This is a genomic window from Streptomyces sp. NBC_01716 (assembly GCF_036248275.1).
Lineage (GTDB): Bacteria > Actinomycetota > Actinomycetes > Streptomycetales > Streptomycetaceae > Streptomyces.
Genome location: NZ_CP109181.1, coordinates 2,529,564 through 2,548,073, shown reverse-complemented (window position 1 = coordinate 2,548,073; position 18,510 = coordinate 2,529,564). Strand labels below are relative to the sequence as shown.

17 protein-coding genes, 1 pseudogene and 1 riboswitch are annotated in these 18,510 nt (G+C 69.1%); of the genes and pseudogenes, 13 read left to right on the top strand and 5 right to left on the bottom strand.

The features are described 5' to 3' along the window. Position 1: 1 nt before the first annotated feature. From OIE74_RS10855 to OIE74_RS10820, 8 genes and pseudogenes are all read left to right on the top strand, one after another. Positions 2–409, top strand: a complete 408-nt coding sequence (locus OIE74_RS10855) for a roadblock/LC7 domain-containing protein (protein WP_329381249.1) — start codon at positions 2–4, stop codon at positions 407–409. After that, positions 406–774, top strand: a complete 369-nt coding sequence (locus OIE74_RS10850) for a DUF742 domain-containing protein (protein ID WP_329381246.1) — start codon at positions 406–408, stop codon at positions 772–774. Before OIE74_RS10855 ends, OIE74_RS10850 begins: the two co-directional genes overlap by 4 nt. After that, complete coding sequence (locus tag OIE74_RS10845; protein WP_329381243.1) at positions 752–1,357, top strand: GTP-binding protein; 606 nt, start codon at positions 752–754, stop codon at positions 1,355–1,357. Before OIE74_RS10850 ends, OIE74_RS10845 begins: the two co-directional genes overlap by 23 nt. After that, complete coding sequence (locus OIE74_RS10840) at positions 1,354–2,706, top strand: cytochrome P450 (protein ID WP_329381240.1); 1,353 nt, start codon at positions 1,354–1,356, stop codon at positions 2,704–2,706. The genes OIE74_RS10845 and OIE74_RS10840 overlap by 4 nt, the downstream gene beginning before the upstream one ends. 47 nt (positions 2,707–2,753) lie before the next feature. Continuing rightward, a pseudogene (locus tag OIE74_RS10835) lies at positions 2,754–4,006 on the top strand (cytochrome P450 family protein). Positions 4,007–4,127: 121 nt separating this feature from the next. Further along, positions 4,128–4,835 carry a class I SAM-dependent methyltransferase gene (locus OIE74_RS10830; RefSeq protein WP_329381237.1) on the top strand — a complete coding sequence of 236 codons (708 nt, stop codon included), beginning with the start codon at positions 4,128–4,130 and terminating at the stop codon, positions 4,833–4,835. 200 nt (positions 4,836–5,035) lie between these two features. After that, on the top strand, positions 5,036–6,805 hold the full coding sequence (ctaD, locus tag OIE74_RS10825) for an aa3-type cytochrome oxidase subunit I (RefSeq protein WP_443076079.1): 1,770 nt from the start codon (positions 5,036–5,038) through the stop codon (positions 6,803–6,805). Continuing rightward, positions 6,802–7,149, top strand: a complete 348-nt coding sequence (locus OIE74_RS10820; RefSeq protein ID WP_329381234.1) for a hypothetical protein — start codon at positions 6,802–6,804, stop codon at positions 7,147–7,149. The genes ctaD and OIE74_RS10820 overlap by 4 nt, the downstream gene beginning before the upstream one ends. A gap of 10 nt (positions 7,150–7,159) precedes the next feature. On the opposite strand, the gene OIE74_RS10815 is transcribed toward OIE74_RS10820, so the two are convergent. From OIE74_RS10815 to gcvT, 5 genes are all read right to left on the bottom strand, one after another. Next, entirely contained in the window at positions 7,160–7,501 is a 342-nt protein-coding gene (locus tag OIE74_RS10815; RefSeq protein ID WP_329381230.1) for a DUF3140 domain-containing protein, read from the bottom strand. Positions 7,502–7,520: 19 nt separating this feature from the next. Beyond that, complete coding sequence (locus OIE74_RS10810) at positions 7,521–8,903, bottom strand: L-serine ammonia-lyase (RefSeq protein WP_329381227.1); 1,383 nt, start codon at positions 8,901–8,903, stop codon at positions 7,521–7,523. A gap of 178 nt (positions 8,904–9,081) precedes the next feature. Next, positions 9,082–10,350: a serine hydroxymethyltransferase gene (gene glyA, locus OIE74_RS10805; protein WP_329381224.1), complete on the bottom strand. Its 1,269-nt coding sequence runs from the start codon at positions 10,348–10,350 to the stop codon at positions 9,082–9,084. Between the two features lie 16 nt (positions 10,351–10,366). Beyond that, complete coding sequence (gcvH, locus tag OIE74_RS10800; protein ID WP_329381220.1) at positions 10,367–10,744, bottom strand: glycine cleavage system protein GcvH; 378 nt, start codon at positions 10,742–10,744, stop codon at positions 10,367–10,369. A 90-nt stretch (positions 10,745–10,834) separates the two neighbouring features. Continuing rightward, positions 10,835–11,998 (bottom strand): glycine cleavage system aminomethyltransferase GcvT, encoded by a 1,164-nt coding sequence (gene gcvT, locus OIE74_RS10795; RefSeq protein ID WP_329381217.1) that lies wholly within the window; start codon positions 11,996–11,998, stop codon positions 10,835–10,837. 167 nt (positions 11,999–12,165) lie between these two features. Next, positions 12,166–12,263, bottom strand: a riboswitch (glycine riboswitch). A 227-nt stretch (positions 12,264–12,490) separates the two neighbouring features. Here gcvT and OIE74_RS10790 point away from each other — a divergent pair. The 5 genes from OIE74_RS10790 to OIE74_RS10770 all read left to right on the top strand — a co-directional run bounded on the left by OIE74_RS10790 (position 12,491) and on the right by OIE74_RS10770 (position 18,402). Then, entirely contained in the window at positions 12,491–13,165 is a 675-nt protein-coding gene (locus OIE74_RS10790) for an AAA family ATPase (protein ID WP_329381214.1), read from the top strand. A gap of 87 nt (positions 13,166–13,252) precedes the next feature. Further along, positions 13,253–14,002 (top strand): enhanced serine sensitivity protein SseB, encoded by a 750-nt coding sequence (locus tag OIE74_RS10785; protein ID WP_329381212.1) that lies wholly within the window; start codon positions 13,253–13,255, stop codon positions 14,000–14,002. Positions 14,003–14,336: 334 nt separating this feature from the next. Then, complete coding sequence (locus OIE74_RS10780) at positions 14,337–15,131, top strand: enhanced serine sensitivity protein SseB C-terminal domain-containing protein (RefSeq protein WP_329381209.1); 795 nt, start codon at positions 14,337–14,339, stop codon at positions 15,129–15,131. A 421-nt stretch (positions 15,132–15,552) separates the two neighbouring features. Next, a complete protein-coding gene (locus tag OIE74_RS10775; protein ID WP_329381206.1) occupies positions 15,553–16,551 on the top strand; it encodes an ABC transporter permease in 999 nt (332 codons plus the stop codon). Positions 16,552–16,647: 96 nt separating this feature from the next. After that, on the top strand, positions 16,648–18,402 hold the full coding sequence (locus tag OIE74_RS10770; RefSeq protein ID WP_329381204.1) for an ABC transporter substrate-binding protein: 1,755 nt from the start codon (positions 16,648–16,650) through the stop codon (positions 18,400–18,402). Positions 18,403–18,510: the final 108 nt, after the last annotated feature.

The window sequence follows — 18,510 nt, the reverse complement described above, 5'->3', positions numbered from 1 at the left end:
TATGAGCTACGTGGAGAACCCGGAGCAGCGCAGCTGGATGATCGCCGAAGTCGCCGTCGTACCCGGGGTCGAGCGCGTGATCGTCTTCAGTGCCGACGGACTTCTCCTGGCCAGCTCCGAGGGCATGGACAGGGACTCCGCCGAGCGCCTGTCGGCCAGTTGCTCGGGCCTTCAGTCCCTCGGCCGCGGTCTCGGCCGCGAGTTCGGCCAGGACGGCGGAGCCGTACACCAGCAGATGGTGGAGTTCAACGGCGGCTTCCTCTTCATGCGCAGTGCCAACGGAGCCCATCTCGCCGTCGTGACGGGCCCCGTGGTGGACCCGAAGCTCGTCGCCAAGCAGATGCAGGCGCAGGTGATCAAGATCGGCGCGGGCAACCTGAGCAGCCCGCCGCGCCAGGACCCCGTATGAGTGGTCCGGGAGAGGAGGCGTACGCGGACAGCGCGTTACGTCCGTACGTGATCACCAAAGGGCGCTCCCGGCCGACCCGCAACACCATAAGCATCGAGACCCTCCTCGTGGCGATCACTCCTCCACGCGCCCTGCCGGTCTCGGCGACCAGGGAAGAACGCGCCCTGGTACGGATGTGTGAGCGGCTGCTCTCCGTCGTGGAGGCGGCCGCCCATCTCGAACTGCCGGTCAGCCTGGTGAAGGTGCTGGCGTCCGATCTCGTCGACAGCGGCCATCTGGCCGCCCGTTCGGGTGTGCCCAAGGCCGCCATGCCCGATCCGCAACTCCTCCAGGAGGTACTGGATGGTCTCCGTCGGCTCCGCTGACCGCTACTTGCCCGACACCGTCCAGCAGGCCGTCAAGATCCTGGTCGTGGGCGCTTTCGGCGTCGGCAAGACCACGCTGGTCGGCTCGGTCAGCGAGATCGAACCGCTGCGCACCGAGGAGGTCATGACGCGGGCGAGTATCGGCGTGGACGACCTGGCCGGGATGAGTACGAAGACGACGACCACCGTCGCCATGGACTTCGGCCGGATCACCCTCAACTCCCGCCTGGTCCTCTATCTGTTCGGGACACCCGGGCAGCGCCGCTTCTGGGACCTGTGGGAGGGGCTGGCGGAGGGCGCGCTCGGTGTCCTCGTCATCGTCGACACCCGGAGACTGGAGGACAGCTTCGACGTCCTCGAACAACTGGAGCTGCGGGGGCTGCCGTTCGCGGTCGCCGTCAACCAGTTCCCGGACAGCGAGCAGTACGGCGCGGACGAACTGCGCGGCGCACTGGACCTGTTGCCCGCGACGCCGGTGGTGGTGTGCGACGCGCGCGAGCACGCGTCGTCCGTCGACGCCCTGATCAGCCTTGTCGAGTATGTGTCGGCGAGCTTGTTACGTACTCCGGAGACCGCCTCATGAGTTCCGCCCCGAAGCCCGCCCCGAAGCCCGCGCCGGCGTCCGCCTCCTCGTCCCCCTCCTCGTCGGCCGCCGAGCCGGTGACGTCGCCTCCGCCGGGGTGCCCGGCGCACCGCTCCAACTCCGGCGGCGGTACGGGGCTGCTTCCGCTGTCCGCCGCGGTCGGCGCGCCCGACCCCCGCGCCGTCTACCGCCAACTCCGCGCCGAGTGGGGCAACGTGGCCCGGGTGGAGCTCGAACCGGGCGTCCCCGCCTGGCTCGTGATGGGCTACCGGGAGCTGCTGACCATCACCCGGCAGGAACAGATCTACTCCCGCGACGGCCGCAAGTGGCGCCATATGTACGACGGGGTCGTCTCACCCGACTCAGGTCTGCTGCCGATGATGGGCTGGCGCGCGAACGTCGTCGGCGCCGACGGGGCCGAACACCGGCGGCTGCGCAAGCCGTTGGACGACGGCATCGCGCGGATCGACCAGCGCAAGGTGCGCCGCCATGTCGAGCGGATCTGCACCGACCTGATCGCGGAGTTCTCCGAGCGCGGCAGCGCGGATCTGGTGAACGAGTACGCCACGATCGTGCCGATGCTCTCCCTCGCCTCGCTCTTCGGCCTGGATGCCATCGAGGGACGGGAGTTGCTGGACGCGCTCATCGCCCTGTTCGGCAGTGCGGACGACTCGCAGGCCGGCAACCGGCACTTCGAGAAGATCCTGTTCGACACGGTGCGTGAACGGCGGCGCAACCCGGCCGACGACATGACGACGGTCTTCATCAACCACCCGAACCTCCGCAACGAGGCCGAGCGCCTCCAGTCGATCGTGGTGATGATCTCCGCCGGCAACGAGACGGTCACCGCCTGGATCGCGCACACACTGCGCCTGATGCTCACCGACCCGCGCTTCGCCGCCCGGCTGCACGGGGGCAGGCTCGGGGTGGACGACGCGCTCGACCAGGCGTTGTGGCGCGACCCGCCCATGAACAACATGCCGGCCCGCTACGCGCTGCACGACACCGAGCTGGGCGGCCGGTTCATCGAGCGCGGCGACTGCCTCATCCTCGGGCACGCCGCCGCCAACGACGACCCGGCGATCCGCCCCGACGAGGGCGACGAGGAGCCGGGCAACCGTGCCCACCTCGCCTTCTCGGCCGGACCGCACGTCTGCCCGGCGCAGGTACCGGCGCGGCTCATCACCCGTACGGCCGTGAACACCGCGCTGAACCTGCTGCCCGACATGGAACTCACCGTCCCCGCAGACGAGTTGACCTGGCGCCCGTCCCCGTGGACGCGGGTCCCCGTGGCCCTCCCGGCACGGTTCTCGGCGGCACGGATTCCGCTCCGTACCGGCCGGGGATAGCCACACCCACATCAGCCCCCGTTTCAGCCCGAGTTCTGGAGACGCGAATGACCTTGCGAGCCACAGCCTCCTCCGAGTCGGAGGTACCGGTCGTCACCCTCGACCCGCACGGCAGGGACCACCACGGCGAAGCGGCCGGACTCCGTGAACTCGGCCCCGTGGTCCGTATCAGGCTGCCCGGAGACGTGATGGCGTGGTCGGTGACCGACCACGCCCTGCTGAACGACATGGTCGCCGACCCGCGCTTCAGCAAGGACTGGCGCAACTGGAACGCCGTCCTGCGCGGCGAGATATCCGACGGCTGGCCGCTCATCGGCATGGTGAAGGTCACCAACATGGTCACCTCGGACGGCCAGGAACACCGCAGGCTGCGGAAACTGGTCACCCAGACCTTCACGCCCCGCCTGGTCCAGGAACTGCGCCCGCGCATCGAGCAGATCGTCGATGAACTGCTGGACGCGCTGCCGTCGCACGTGGAGGCCGACGGCAGCGTCGACCTGCGCCGCCACTTCGCCCACCCGGTGCCCATGCGGGTGATCTGCGAACTGTTCGGCGTGCCCGAGCACGAGCGGCCCGGCTCAAGGAGTTGATGGACAACATCTTCCGCTCCGACCTGGGGCCCGATGAGGTGACGGCGAGTCAGATCGAGCAGTACGAGCTCCTGGCCCGGGTCGTCGACAACTGCCGCGCAAACCCTGGCTCCGACCTGACCAGCGCGCTCATCGCCGCCCGCGATGAGGACCCCGACTCGCTGAGCGAGGAGGAATTGGTCGGCATGCTGCTGCTGATGCTCTCCGCCGGCCAGGAGACGACGCTGAGCCTCATCACCAACGCCGTACGCGCCCTGCTCACCCACCCCGAACAGCGCGCGGTCGCCGAACAGGGTGACGAGGCGGTCTGGGCGGACGTGGTCGAGGAGACCCTGCGCTGGGACGCCCCGATCGGCAACTTCCCCTTCCGCTACCCCCTTCAGGACGTCGAGATCGCGGGCGTACCCATCCCCAAGGGCGAGGCGATCATGGCCCCGTACAGCGCGGTCGGCCGCGACAAGGCCCAACACGGCGAAGCGGCGGACGAGTTCGACATCACCAGGGACCAGCGCAAACACCTGGCCTTCAGCCATGGCCCCCACTTCTGCCTGGGCGCCCCACTGGCCCGCCTGGAAGCGGCGCTCGCGATCCCGGCGGTCTTCAGGAAATACCCCCACCTGACGCTCGCGATCGACCCCTCGAACCTGATCCCGGTCCCCTCCCTCTTCTCCAACAGCTCCACCACCCTTCCGATCCACCTGAACACCTGACCCCTCGCCGAAGCCCCCCCGCGCCCCGCATTCCGCCCCGAGCGGAACCCGGGGCGCGGCCCCGTGAAAGGGGCAGGTTGCTGAGCGAACGAGGCCGAACTCACGGCAGCGGAAGCGGCAGATGAGCGGGAAGGGCGGGCCCATGGCGACGGCGGCGGCGTACGACGAGATCGCGGACTGGTACGAGCGTGAATTCCTGGGGGTGACGGACACCGGGCACGAGGACCCGCTCGGTCTCGGTGACCTCATCGGCGAACTGCTCGGCGAGGGAACCGGCATGTGCCTGGAGATCGGCTGCGGCACCGGTATCCACGCGGCCCGCGTCCGGGCCCTCGGCCGGACACCGGTGGGTGTGGACTTCTCGGCCGGGATGCTGCGCCACGCGAGCGGCCGGCTGCCGGTGGCCCGTGCCGACGCCGAACGGCTGCCGTTCCGCGACGGATCCGTCCCTGCGGTCATCGCCGTGATGGTGCACACCGACATGCCCGGGTACCCGGCGGTGCTCCGCGAGGTGGCCAGGGTGCTGCGTCCCGGCGGGGTGTTCGTGCACATCGGCGTCCACCCCTGTTTCTGCGGCGGTTTCGCCGACCGAAGCGACCCGGACGTGGTGGTCGTCCGCCCCGGCTACCTTGACGGCCACTGGACGACGGACTCCTGGACGGACCGGGGAGTGCGCGACAAGGTCGGCGCGACGCACCGTCCGCTGCCCGAGTTGCTGCACGCGTTCCTGGACGCCGGACTGACGCCCGAAAGATTCGCCGAATCCGGCGGTCCGACTCCTGTCGTCCTGGCCGCGAAAACCAGGTCCGCAGGCCGAAAGCCGGAATAGAGAAAAATATGCGCGCCTGGTCGACGTGAGCTCAGGCAGAACCCACGAACGTGTGAAACCCCGCCCGACGGCGCCTTCTGGGTAAGCCCGGAGAAGCGGCATGGAATACATTGCGGGCGTAATCATCCTTTTTTCGCTGGGTTTGCCCTGCCGGCATGTGCGGGTTCGTGCCGGTGGCTGGTGAGTGAACTGGAGTTGGTGTGGCAGCACAGCCCGGATTTGACGTCGGTGCCCCGCAGGAGAGTGAGGACGACGCGTACCAGGACGAGCTGCCGGTGCGGCGGAAAGAGCCCGGTAATGTCGTCATCAAATGGCTGACCAGCACCGACCACAAGACGATCGGCACGCTGTATCTGATCACGTCCTTCGGCTTCTTTGTGATCGGTGGGGTCCTGGCGCTGGTCATGCGCGCCGAACTCGCCCGGCCCGGCATTCAGATCCTGTCGCACGAGCAGTTCAATCAGGCGTTCACGGTGCACGGCACGATCATGCTGCTGATGTTCGCGACGCCGCTGTTCGCCGGATTCACCAACTGGATCATGCCGCTTCAGCTCGGCGCACCCGATGTGGCGTTCCCGCGGCTCAACATGTTCGCCTACTGGCTCTATCTGTTCGGCTCGACGATCGTCATCGCGGGATTCATCACTCCGCAGGGCGCCGCGGACTTCGGCTGGACCGCGTACTCCCCGCTCTCGGACGCGATCCGCTCGAACGGCGTCGGCGCCGATCTGTGGATCATGGGTCTGGCGTTCTCCGGCTTCGGCACGATCCTCGGCTCGGTCAACTTCATCACCACGATCGTCTGCATGCGCGCGCCCGGCATGACGATGTTCCGGATGCCGATCTTCTGCTGGAACGTGCTGCTGACGGCCGTACTGGTCCTGCTCGCCTTCCCGGTGCTGGCCGGTGCGCTCCTCGCCCTGGAGGCCGACCGGAAGTTCGGTGCGCACATCTTCGACGCGGCCAACGGCGGCGCGTTGCTCTGGCAGCATCTCTTCTGGTTCTTCGGGCATCCAGAGGTGTACATCATCGCCCTGCCCTTCTTCGGGATCGTCTCCGAAGTCATCCCGGTCTTCAGCCGGAAGCCGATTTTCGGCTATATCGGCCTCGTCGGCGCGACCATCGCCATCGCGGGGCTCTCCGCCACCGTCTGGGCCCATCACATGTTCGTCACCGGCGGTGTGCTGCTGCCGTTCTTCTCGTTCATGACATTCCTGATCGCCGTACCGACAGGAGTGAAATTCTTCAACTGGATCGGCACGATGTGGAAAGGCTCGTTGTCCTTCGAGACGCCGATGCTCTGGTCGATCGGATTTCTCGTCACGTTCCTTTTCGGGGGCCTGACAGGCGTCATCCTGGCCTCGCCGCCGATGGACTTCCATGTCTCCGACTCGTACTTCGTCGTCGCGCACTTCCATTACGTCGTCTTCGGCACGGTGGTCTTCGCGATGTTCGCCGGCTTCCATTTCTGGTGGCCGAAGATGACGGGCAAGATGCTCGACGAACGGCTCGGGAAGATCACCTTCTGGACGCTGTTCGTCGGTTTCCACGGCACGTTCCTCGTGCAGCACTGGCTGGGCGCCGAGGGCATGCCACGGCGGTACGCGGACTACCTCGCCGCCGACGGCTTCACGGCCCTCAACACCACGTCCTCGATCAGCTCGTTCCTGCTCGGCCTCTCGATGCTGCCGTTCTTCTACAACGTCTGGAAGACCGAGAAATACGGGAAGAAGGTCGAGGTGGACGACCCGTGGGGCTACGGCCGCTCACTCGAATGGGCGACTTCCTGCCCGCCGCCGCGGCACAACTTCCTCACGCTGCCCCGGATCCGCTCCGAATCCCCGGCGTTCGACCTGCACCACCCCGAGGTCACCGCACTCGTGGACGAGCACAACGCGGGCCGCAGGGACGTCGTGGAGCCCGAGGCGGACGTCAGCGGTCCATCGGGGGACGACAAGGACCGGCCGTGATCGGCAGGTCATCGTCGTCGGAGGAGGCCGCCGCGGGCATCCAGCAGCTGGAGGGCTATCTGCTGGCCCAGAGCCGCGTACGGGAGGCCCGCGCGCACGCCGTGGTCTTCGCCGACCGCATGCCGTGGCTGACCACCGCACAGCACGAAGAGGTCGTCAGGCTCTACACCCAGGACCACATCGCCATGTCCCGGCGGGCGCTGGAACTGGTGGTGGCGCGCGCCGGTGAATTGCGGGAGGAGTACACCGCGCGTTACGAGCTGCTGCGGCGGCGCCTGGTGTGCGCGAGCCTCACCGCGGTGATCGGCGCCGCCTGCGTCGTCCTGTGGCACGTCCCCCGCTGACGCCCCGGCCTCACAGCGAGCCTTCGGGCCCCGACCTCAGCGGGTCGTGACCGAGCCTCATCAGCTGGTCACGGCTCGGCCGGCCGGCCGCGTCGGGTGTGAAGTCCTCGACGCGTTCCACCACGTCGTACATGACCCGGGTGTCTGCCTCGGTCAGCTCGCTGCGGCGCTTCTGCAGGATCTCCAGCACCCGCAGCCCGGTTGTCGTCCACTCGGATTCGGACCCGGAGTCCGCATCCTCCGCGCCCCCCTCCGTCTGGAGGACCACCCCGATCTCCTGCGAGGTCATGTTGACCACGCCGTGGAACTCGGTCCAGAGCGTTTCGAGTTCGAGTGCGGACATACCGGCCATGTCATTCACCCCTGACGTCTCAGCATTCGATGATGTTCACCGCGAGCCCGCCCCGCGCGGTCTCCTTGTACTTGACCGACATGTCCGCGCCGGTCTCCTTCATCGTCTTGATGACCTTGTCCAGCGACACCTTGTGGCTGCCGTCGCCGCGCAGCGCCATCTTCGCCGCCGTCACGGCCTTGACCGCCGCCATGCCGTTGCGCTCGATGCACGGGATCTGTACGAGGCCGCCGACCGGGTCACAGGTCAGGCCGAGGTTGTGCTCCATACCGATCTCGGCCGCGTTCTCGACCTGTTCGGGGCTGCCGCCCAGGACCTCCGCGAGGGCGCCCGCCGCCATCGAGCAGGCGGAGCCGACCTCACCCTGGCAGCCGACCTCGGCGCCCGAGATGGACGCGTTCTCCTTGAAGAGCATGCCGATCGCGCCGGCGGCGAGCAGGAAGCGGACGATGTCGTCGTTTTTCTCGGCGTCCGTGTGCCCGGCAGCGGCGAAGTTCAGGTAGTAGTGCAGCACCGCCGGGATGATGCCCGCCGCGCCGTTCGTGGGGGCGGTGACGACGCGCCCGCCAGCCGCGTTCTCCTCGTTGACCGCCATCGCGTAGAGGGTGATCCACTCCATCGCGCGGGCCGCCGGGTCGCCCTCGGCACGCAGCTGCCGGGCGGAGTTCGCCGCGCGGCGGCGCACCTTGAGGCCGCCGGGCAGCAGGCCCTCGCGGGTCATGCCGCGTGACACGCACTCGCGCATGGCCCCCCAGATCTCCAGCAGCCCCTCACGGATCTCGGTCTCCGTGCGCCACGCCTTCTCGTTCTCCAGCATCAGCGCGGAGATCGAGAGCCCGGTCTCGCCGGCCAGCCGCAACAGCTCGTCACCGCTGCGGAAGCGGTACGTCAGCACCGTGTCGTCCAGCTTGATGCGGTCCTCGTCCACGGCGTCCTCGTCCACGACGAAGCCGCCGCCGACCGAGTAGTACGTCTTCTCCAGGAGGACGGCGCCGGCGGAGTCGTACGCGAAGACCGTCATGCCGTTCGCGTGGTACGGCAGCGCCTTGCGCCGGTGCAGGATCAGGTCCGCGTCGAAGTCGAAGCCGATCTCGTGCATCCCGAGCAGGCTGATCCGGCCGCTGCTCCGGATGGCCTCCACGCGCGCGTCGGCGGACTCGATGTCGACCGTACGGGGGGACTCGCCCGCCAGGCCCAGCAGCACCGCCTTGGGCGTGCCGTGGCCGTGGCCGGTGGCGCCGAGCGAGCCGAAGAGCTCGGCCCGTACCGAGGCGGTGTGGGCGATCAGGCCCTCGTTCTTCAGCCGCCGCGCGAAGAGACCGGCCGCGCGCATGGGGCCGACCGTATGGGAGCTGGACGGGCCGATGCCGATCGAGAACAGGTCGAAGACCGAGATGGCCACGGTGGTACTCCTTGCGGGCTGGTAGACGCCGTCGTCTGCCGGGGTGGTGCAGAAAACGTAACTACAGGTGCAACGGTACGGCGCGCCGCGCGCGCCGGTCGGGTGCGCGCGGCGCGGCCGTGGGCCCTCGGACACGCCCTGGTCGCGGGTGCGACCTCGGCCGTGGGACCCGGTGGGACTACAGGCCGGGGTACAGCGGGTGCTTCGTCGCCAGCGCCGTCACGCGCGCGGCCAGGGCCTCGCGGTCGAACTCCGGCTTCAGGGCCGCCGCGATGACGTCCGCGACCTCGGTGAAGTCCTCGGCCGTGAAGCCGCGGGTGGCGAGCGCCGGGGTGCCGATCCGCAGGCCGGAGGTGACCATCGGCGGGCGCGGGTCGTTCGGGACGGCGTTGCGGTTGACCGTGATGCCGATCTCGTGCAGCCGGTCCTCCGCCTGCCGGCCGTCCAGCTCCGAGTTCCGCAGGTCGACCAGGACCAGATGCACATCCGTTCCGCCCGAAAGGACAGAGACGCCGGCCTTGGTGACGTCGTCCTGGACCAGCCGCTCGGCGAGGATGCGCGCGCCGTCCAGCGTCAGCTGCTGGCGCTCCTTGAACTCCTCGGACGCCGCGATCTTGAACGAGACCGCCTTCGCCGCGATGACATGCTCCAGCGGGCCGCCCTGCTGACCGGGGAAGACCGCGGAGTTGATCTTCTTGGCCAGCTCCTGGGTGGAGAGGATCACGCCGCCGCGCGGGCCGCCCAGGGTCTTGTGCGTGGTCGTGGTGACGACGTGCGCGTGCGGCACCGGGTTCGGGTGCAGCCCGGCGGCGACCAGACCGGCGAAGTGCGCCATGTCGACCATCAGGTACGCGCCGACCTCGTCGGCGATCCGGCGGAACGCGGCGAAGTCGAGCTGCCGCGGATACGCCGACCAGCCGGCCACGATGAGCTTGGGGCGCGACTCCTTCGCCAGGCGCTCGACCTCGGCCATGTCGACCTGGCCGCTCTCCTCGTCGACGTGGTAGGCGACCACGTTGTAGAGCTTGCCGGAGAAGTTGATCTTCATGCCGTGGGTGAGGTGGCCGCCGTGGGCCAGATTCAGCCCCATGATCGTGTCGCCGGGCTTCAGCAGCGCGAACATCGCCGCGGCGTTCGCCTGCGCGCCGGAGTGCGGCTGCACGTTGGCGTGCTCGGCGCCGAAGAGCGCCTTCACCCGGTCGATCGCGATGTTCTCGACCACGTCGACGTACTCACAGCCGCCGTAGTAGCGGCGGCCCGGGTAGCCCTCGGCGTACTTGTTGGTCAGGACGGAGCCCTGGGCCTCCATGACGGCGACCGGCGCGAAGTTCTCCGACGCGATCATTTCGAGCGTCGACTGCTGGCGGTGGAGTTCGGAGTCGACGGCGGCGGCGACATCCGGGTCGAGCTCGTGGAGTGAGGAGTTGAGGAGCGACTTCGAAGACATCACAGTCCCTGGGGTCTCAGTTGCCGGAGAATTCGGTGTACTCGTCGGCGGAGAGCAGGTCCTTCGGCTCTTCCGCGACGCGTACCTTGAACAGCCAGCCGCCCTCGAAGGGTGCGGAGTTCACCAGCGAGGGGTCGTCCACGACGTCCTGGTTCGCCTCGGTGACCTCACCCGTCACGGGGGAGTACAGGTCGCTGACCGACTTGGTCGACTCCAGCTCACCGCAGGTCTCGCCCGCGGTCACCGTGTCACCGACCGCGGGGAGCTGGGCGAACACGACGTCGCCGAGGGCGTTCGCCGCGAACTCCGTGATGCCGACCGTCGAGACGCCGTCATCGGCGGTCGACAGCCACTCGTGCTCCTTGCTGTAGCGCAGCTGCTGGGGGTTGCTCATGGCGTGAATTCTCCTGTACGCGGGGGAGTGGTGGTGAACACGTGTCTTGCGGAGTGAGATACCGGCGCGGCACCTCACGGGTGCCGGGCGCTACTTCTGTCGTTTGTAGAAGGGCAGCGCGACGACCTCGTACGGCTCGACCGAGCCCCGGATGTCGACCCCGACGCCCGCCGTGCCCGCCGCGGCGTGCGACGCGTCCACATAGGCCATCGCGATCGGCCGGCCCAGCGTCGGCGACGGCGCGCCCGAGGTGACATGACCGACGACCTCGCCGCCGGCCACGACCGGGTATCCGGCGCGCGGCACCCGGCGGCCCTCGGCGACGAGCCCGACCAGCTTGCGCGGCGGCGCGTTCCCGGCACGCTCGGCGGCGGCCTCCAGCGCCGGGCGCCCCACGAAGTAACCCTCCTTCTCGAACTTGACCACCCTGCCCAGGCCCGCGTCGAAGGGCGTGAGACCGGTGGTCAGCTCCTGCCCGTACAGCGGCATCCCGGCCTCCATACGGAGGGTGTCGCGGCACGAGAGCCCGGCCGGTACGAGTCCGGCGGACGCGCCCGCGGCGGTCAGCGCCTGCCACAGCCCTTCCGCGTGCCGGGGCGCCACGAACAGTTCGAAGCCGTCCTCACCCGTGTAGCCGGTACGGGCGATCAGCGCGGGCACGCCGGCGACGGTGCCGGGCAGCCCGGCGTAGTACTTGAGCCCGGCGAGATCGGCGTCGGTGAGCGAGGCGAGGATGCCGGGCGACTCGGGGCCCTGGACGGCGAGGAGCGCGTACGCGTCGCGGTCGTCCCGCACCTCGGCGTCGAAGTCCGCGGCACGGCCCGTCAGCTCGTCGAGCACCACCCGCGCGTTGGAGGCGTTCGCGACGACCATGAATTCGGGTGACCCGTGCGTGTCGAGGCGGTACACGATCAGGTCGTCCAGGATGCCGCCGTCCTCCTGGCAGATCATGGTGTAGCGGGCGCGGCCCACGGCGAGCGAACCGATGTTGCCGACCAGCGCGTAGTCGAGGGCCTGGGCCGCCCGCGGGCCGCTGACGGTGATCTCACCCATGTGGGAGAGGTCGAAGAGCCCGGCCTTCGTACGGACGGCGAGATGTTCCTCCCGCTCACTGGCGTACCGCAGCGGCATGTCCCAGCCCGCGAAGTCGGTCATGGTGGCGCCCAGCGCGCGGTGGACGGCGTCGAGCGCGGTGTGGCGCGGGCCGTCCGGACCAGCCGCTTCGGGGGCGGGCGTGTGAGACGTATTGCTCATAGGTGTGGCTCCCAGGGCATGACAGAGAGGACAATCCTCCCCATCTGTCATCGGAACCTGAGAGGTTCATCACGACCGCACGTACACGTTCATACGTACGCACACGAAAGGTCGCGACTTGCACCGTGGGTGGAAGCGCCTGACGGCGATTCACTTTTCAGATCTGCCTCGTCCGCGCGGTACTGGGCCTGAGAGATTCAAGGGAGGAACTTGCTCCTTCGGCGCCCGGCACCCATGGTGACCAGGACTCTCCCGCGCGGATTCGAACGGCCGTTATGGAGTTGGCGCGCACATCATCGCACGCGCCGCCCTCCCGCCCCGCGGTCGCCGGCGCGGGAGGGCGGCGGGGGGCGTACGCGGGCGTCCGGTCGGCCGGAAGGGCGGAGCCGACAGGGCCGTGAACAGCAAAACGCTTGTGCCGTATTACCCATTCTTTACACTTCAAGGGCAGGGAACATCGGCCAGGGCGATGGACCCGACAGGGGGAGGGCGATGACGTTGCAGCGGTCCCGTGCAGGCGCGTACGCGACGACCGCGGGGGTGCCCGCCCAGCCGGCAGCGGTCCCCCGCCGGACCTTGGCGGCGGTCCCACCGGTCGTCCGGGACCTGCGCGAGGGGAGAAGCCGGGGGCCCCGGCGCCTGACGTTCGGCGGCGGCGACGTGGTCGTCGTCTCCGGGCTGCCGGGCAGCGGGAAGTCCACGCTGATCGGCCGGGCCGCGGCGGGCCGGGGGATCGACTCGCAGGACACCCGCGACCGCTGGGCCCGCCGGCTGCCCGCGCGGCTGCCGTACGCGGTCTACCGGCCGCTGGTGCGCCTCGCGCACTACACGGGGCTGCGGCGGGCACTGCGCTCCGGCGAGAGCGTCGTGGTGCACGACTGCGGCACCCAGGCGTGGGTACGGCGCTGGCTGGCCCGCGAGGCGCGGCGGCGCGGCAGAAGGCTCCATCTCGTCCTGCTGGACGTCACGCCGAAGACCGCCCGCGCGGGCCAGCGCGAACGTGGCCGCGGTGTGTCGGGGTACGCCTTCGCCCGCCATCGCCGGGCGGTGTCCCGCCTGGTCAAGGAGGCGGAGTCGGGCCGCCTCCCGGCGGGCTGCGTGTCGGCGGTCCTGCTGGACCGCGACGCGGCGGGCGCGCTGGTGGGGATCGACTTCCGGGGAGCGTGAGCGGGGCGTTCGGCGACCGGTGCGGGGTTAGGGTTTTCCGGGGTACGCGGGGGTGGGGAAGGCGTACGGGGCGATACGGGAGAGTCAGTGAACACAGCATGGCCGGGCAACGAGTTGGAAGAGGTGCTCGCCGCGTCGCTCGGGAACGCGTCGGCGGGCGGACGGCTGGTCGAGGTACTCGGCCGCAGCCAACTCTGGGTGCCGCTGCCCAACGGCGGCGGACCCGACAGCCCCGGACTCGATCTGCCCACGCTGGAGATCGAGGGCGCGCCGTACGTCCCCGTCTTCAGCTCCGAGCAGCAGTTCCTCCAGTGCGTCGGGGCCCATATGCCCTTCACGGTCGCCCCGGCCCGTGAGTTCGCCCGCGGCCTGCCGCCGCAGCTCGGCATAGCCGTGAACCCCGGCGGCATGGTCGGCGCGCCGCTGCCGCCGCTCGCCGTCGCCGAGCTGTGCCGGGTGGGCCGTACGCCGCTGGACGGGCCCGCGAGCGGCGGCCGGGTGCGGCTCTTCGAGCCCGACTGGCAGGAGGACCCCGTCGACTTCCTGACGGCCGCCGCCGAGGAGTTCGAGGCGTCCGGCGTCGTCGTCAGCGCCCGCCGGGGGCTGGCGAGCATCGAGGGCGAGCCCCCGGTGCTCTTCGTCGGCGTCCAGCTCTCCTCCTGGGAGGCCGCCGAACGCAACGCGCCCATGGACGCGCTCGGCAGGGCCCTCGGCCGGACCCAGGTCGCCTGGCCCGTCAATCTCGTACTGCTGGACGCCACCCAGGATCCGGTCGGTACGTGGATGGTGGAGCGGGTGCGCCCCTTCTACCAGCGCACGGCCGCCCCGCCCGCATAACACGCCGCGCGCCCTGCGCCGGATCCGGCCATGACCCACAGGGTCAGGGCCTGTCGTTCGGATCAGGCCGGATCAGGGAGCGGGGTCTGGCACGCACGCTCTCCCCCGTAGCCCCCGAGGGGGGGCACGGGAGGTGCCCCCTCCGTTGTCGTCGGTCGCCATGGCTCCGCCATGTCTCCCTCCTCCGCCTTGCGATCGCACGCACCAGACCCCGCTCCCTGATCCGGCCTGATCCAAACGACAGGCCCTAAGCTGGTTTGATGGCCTGGCCGGCACGGGCCCGATGCGGGGGAGGCCGGTCCAAATGGTGGATCGACGAGGGGCGGGACCCAGAGTGAGCGCGTCAGGCACCGCGGCGGCCGGGCAGGTCGAGCACATGCTGCGCCAGGTGACGCCAGGACGCTACGACGCCTACGAGGCGCTGCTCCAGGCGCTCGCGGACGGCTCGGCCGGTCAGGTGTGGATGCTGCTCTGGCACGGCCGTGCGGGCTCGCCCGACGCCCAGTACGGGAACATGGAGGTCGACGGCCTCGGCTACGCGCCCTGCGTCACCTCCGCCCAGGAGCTCTCCGTCAGTGGCTGGAACCGCGCGCACGAGGTCGTCACCGGCCGCGACATCGCCCGCGCCCTCTACCCCGAACGCTGGGGGATCTGGCTCAACCCGCACGCCCCCGGCGGCGGCGTCGGCATCCCGTGGCTCGACCTGCGCCGGATCGCCACCGGCCTCGACCGGATGCCCGCGGGCCCGCTGCGGCTCTCCGAACCGGCCGTCGAGATCCCGCAGTTCTACGCGCTGCTCACGCAGAACGCCCACCGCACCCCCGCCGTACGGTCGTTGCGCCGCGCCTGGGTCCACCCGGCGCTCGGCGCCCCGTATCTCACCATCGGTCTGGATCTGTACGACACGAGCCCGGCGTCCGTCGACGCCGTGCGCGCGATGATGCAGCAGTCCATCGGCGCGGTCCCCGAGGGGCTGCCGGTCTCCACCGTCGCGATGTCCGACGAGTACGACCCGGTCACGATGTGGCTGCGGGCCAACTCCCGGCCGTTCTACGACCGGGAGGCCCACGGGGCGCCCCAGGCGGCGCCCGGCTACGGATACCCGCCCGCCGCGCCGCGCGCCTACTGACCGCGCGCCTGCTGCCCCGCCACGGCCGGCCGTAACCCCGCGCCCCGCGCCGTACCGTCCGGTACGACAGGCGTACCGTACGGACTACGGACGTCGCGAGCCGTAGCGAAACCCACCGAAAACGGGCCGTCGTTCCGCTGAGGCGATCACAACGTCCGGATAACGGTAGGTGTCTGACTCCATCACGTTTGAGCAAACATTCCACTTGAACACTGGCGGGTGATCACTACGGCCATGAAGACTCCCGGCAGCGGGGACTGTCGGTCCCTTGTGCGAGCAGCCCAGCATCGCTCCACGGGAAGCCCTTCACGGGACGCTTCCGCGACACCAGCACCGATGTGTGCGCCAACTGATGCGAGACAGGCCGTTACAACGGCGGGTACGGGCCGGCGACCGCCGGCCAGGAGGGGTCGAAGACGTTGTGACCGCACCGATCGAGACCACCAAGTCGGCTGCCGAAGTGCAGCCGGAGGCAGTGCTCACGGGCGCCAAGCAGAGCCAGATAGAAGGGCGTTCGCTCGGTCGAATAGCCTGGACGCGCTTCAAGCGCGACAAGGCCGCCGTGGCCGGCGGCATCGTTGTCATACTCCTGGTTCTGCTCGCCGTACTGGCCAAGCCCATCCAGGCACTCTTCGATCTCGACCCCAACGCCCTGAACCAGGACCTGGTCGACCCGGAGCTGCTGGCCCCCAAGGGCGCCTGGGGCGGCATGAGCTGGGACCACCCGCTCGGTGTGGAGCCCGGCCTCGGCCGTGACCTCCTCGCCCGCATCATCGAGGGCTCCTGGGTCTCGCTCCTCGTCGCCGCCGGAGCCACCCTGCTCTCCGTGGCCATCGGCACCCTGCTCGGCGTCATCGCCGGCTACTACGGGGGCTGGGTCGACGCCGTCGTCAGCCGGCTGATGGACACCTTCCTCGCCTTCCCGCTGCTGCTCTTCGCGATCTCGATCTCCGCCGCCCTCCAGGACGGCGCCTTCGGACTCAGCGGACTGCCCCTGCGGATCGGTGTGCTGATCTTCGTGATCGGCTTCTTCAACTGGCCCTACATGGGCCGGATCGTGCGCGCGCAGACCATGAGCCTGCGCAGGCGTGAGTTCGTCGACGCGTCCCGGAGTCTGGGGGCCAGAGGGCCCTTCATCCTCTTCCGGGAACTGCTGCCGAACCTCGTGGCGCCGATCCTCGTCTACTCGACGCTCCTGATCCCCACAAACATCCTCTTCGAGGCCGGTCTGAGCTTCCTCGGAGTGGGCATCGCCCCGCCACAGGCCTCGTGGGGCGGCATGCTCACCACCGCGGTGGACCTGTACGAGGTCGATCTGCACTACATGTTCGTGCCCGGCATGGCGATTTTCATCACCGTGCTGGCATTCAATCTGCTGGGTGACGGGCTGCGTGACGCACTCGACCCCCGCAGCAAGTAGTCCCCCCAGGCACCATCCCGGTACCACCCAGCACCATCCACAGCGGCCGATCTTGAGCTCCGTGCCGTATCCATTGATAGAGGGGCTTTCCTCAGGATGAAGACCAAGAAAGCGACAGCTGTCCTGGCGACAGCCATCGTGCTGGCGCTCGGCGCGTCGGCGTGCGGCGGCTCGGACAGCAAGGACAACAACAAGAGCGACGGCGCCGGAGTCGACGCCGGACTGACGTCGGTCGTCAACAAGTCCGACAAGAAGGGGGGCACCGTCACCTTCGAGCACTCGGACGTGCCGGACTCCCTCGACCCGGGCAACACCTACTATGGCTGGGTCCAGAACTTCTCCCGCCTGTACGGCCGTACGCTCACCACCTTCAAGCCGGCCGCCGGCAAGGAAGGCCTGGAGGTCGTCCCCGACCTCGCGGAGTCGCTGGGTGAGCCGAGCGCGGACGCCAAGACCTGGACGTACAAGCTCCGCAAGGGCGTCAAGTTCGACGACGGCAGCCCGGTCACGTCCAAGGACGTCAAGTACGCCATCGAGCGCAGCAACTTCGCGCCCGAGGCCCTCTCGCACGGTCCCACCTACTTCAAGGCGTACCTGCTGGGCGGCGAGAAGTACAAGGGCCCGTACAAGGACAAGTCTCCCGAGGGCCTGAAGTCCATCGAGACCCCGGACGACCAGACGATCGTCTTCAAGCTCAACAAGCCGTTCGCCGACTTCGACTACCTGGCGACCTTCTCGCAGACGGCCCCCGTGCCGCAGGCGAAGGACAAGGGCGCCGAGTACGTCAAGCAGATCTCGTCGTCGGGCCCGTACAAGTTCGAGTCGTACAACGAGGGCCGCAGCGCGACCCTCGTGCGCAACCCGCACTGGGACAAGGCCACCGACCCGATCCGCCCGGCGCTCGCCGACAAGATCACCATCAAGTTCAAGGTCAACCCGACCACGGTCGACCAGCACCTGATGAGCGACAACATCACGGTGGACGCCGCCGGCACCGGTCTTCAGACGAAGACCCAGCCCAAGGTCCTCACCAAGTCGAGCGAGAAGGCGAAGACGGACAACTCGTACGCCGGCGCCACCTCGTACCTCGCGCTGTCGACGAAGGTGAAGCCCTTCGACAACGCGGACTGCCGCAAGGCCGTCCACTACGCGATCGACAAGGCGTCCGTGCAGGCCGCGCTCGGTGGCGACACCAAGGGCGACGTGGCGAGCACGCTGCTCCCGCCGACGGTCAACGGGTACCAGAAGTTCGACCTGTACCAGACCGAGGGCAACAAGGGCGACGTCGCGAAGGCCAAGGCCGCTCTCGCGGACTGCGGTCAGCCGAACGGCTTCAAGACCAACCTGACCGCCCGCTCCGACCGTCCCGACGAGGTGCAGATGGCGACCGCCATCCAGGCCTCGCTGAAGAAGGTCGGCATCGAGGCGGAGATCAAGCAGTACCCGTCGGGCAAGTACTTCGGTAACTTCGCCGGTGTCCCCAGCTACGTCCACGAGCACAAGCTCGGCATGATGATGATGGCGTGGGGCGCCGACTGGCCGACCGGCTTCGGCTTCCTCGACCAGATCGTCAACGGCTCCGCCATCAAGCCCTCGGGCGGCAACAACCTGATGGAGCTGAACGACCCCACGATCAACAAGGCGCTGTCGGACGGTATCGCGCAGACCGACGACGCCGCCCGCACCAAGGCGTGGGGCGAGGTCGACAAGCTCGTCATGGAGAACGCCTCGGCCGTGCCGCTGATCTACCGCAAGAACCTGCTGTACCGCCCGGACTCGGCGACCAACGTCACCGTGACCCAGGCGTACCTCGGTATGTACGACTACCTGCTGATCGGCTCCACCACCTAATTCAGCGGTAGAGCTTCCCAACCCCCCGAAATGCCTGAAAGGCAGGTGAAGGCTTCGGGTCCGCCGGCCGGGTCACCCCCCGGCCGGCGGACCCGGCGCCGATCGGCT

What these genes read in the sequence shown, in the direction of transcription:
- OIE74_RS10855 (WP_329381249.1), top strand. Translation starts at nt 2, where the DNA reads ATGAGCTACGTGGAGAACCCGGAGCAGCGCAGCTGGATGATCGCCGAA.
- OIE74_RS10850 (WP_329381246.1), top strand. Translation starts at nt 406, where the DNA reads ATGAGTGGTCCGGGAGAGGAGGCGTACGCGGACAGCGCGTTACGTCCG.
- OIE74_RS10845 (WP_329381243.1), top strand. Translation starts at nt 752, where the DNA reads ATGGTCTCCGTCGGCTCCGCTGACCGCTACTTGCCCGACACCGTCCAG.
- OIE74_RS10840 (WP_329381240.1), top strand. Translation starts at nt 1,354, where the DNA reads ATGAGTTCCGCCCCGAAGCCCGCCCCGAAGCCCGCGCCGGCGTCCGCC.
- OIE74_RS10830 (WP_329381237.1), top strand. Translation starts at nt 4,128, where the DNA reads ATGAGCGGGAAGGGCGGGCCCATGGCGACGGCGGCGGCGTACGACGAG.
- OIE74_RS10815 (WP_329381230.1), bottom strand. Translation starts at nt 7,501, where the DNA reads ATGGCCGGTATGTCCGCACTCGAACTCGAAACGCTCTGGACCGAGTTC.
- glyA (WP_329381224.1), bottom strand. Translation starts at nt 10,350, where the DNA reads ATGTCTTCGAAGTCGCTCCTCAACTCCTCACTCCACGAGCTCGACCCG.
- gcvH (WP_329381220.1), bottom strand. Translation starts at nt 10,744, where the DNA reads ATGAGCAACCCCCAGCAGCTGCGCTACAGCAAGGAGCACGAGTGGCTG.
- gcvT (WP_329381217.1), bottom strand. Translation starts at nt 11,998, where the DNA reads ATGAGCAATACGTCTCACACGCCCGCCCCCGAAGCGGCTGGTCCGGAC.
- OIE74_RS10790 (WP_329381214.1), top strand. Translation starts at nt 12,491, where the DNA reads ATGACGTTGCAGCGGTCCCGTGCAGGCGCGTACGCGACGACCGCGGGG.
- OIE74_RS10770 (WP_329381204.1), top strand. Translation starts at nt 16,648, where the DNA reads ATGAAGACCAAGAAAGCGACAGCTGTCCTGGCGACAGCCATCGTGCTG.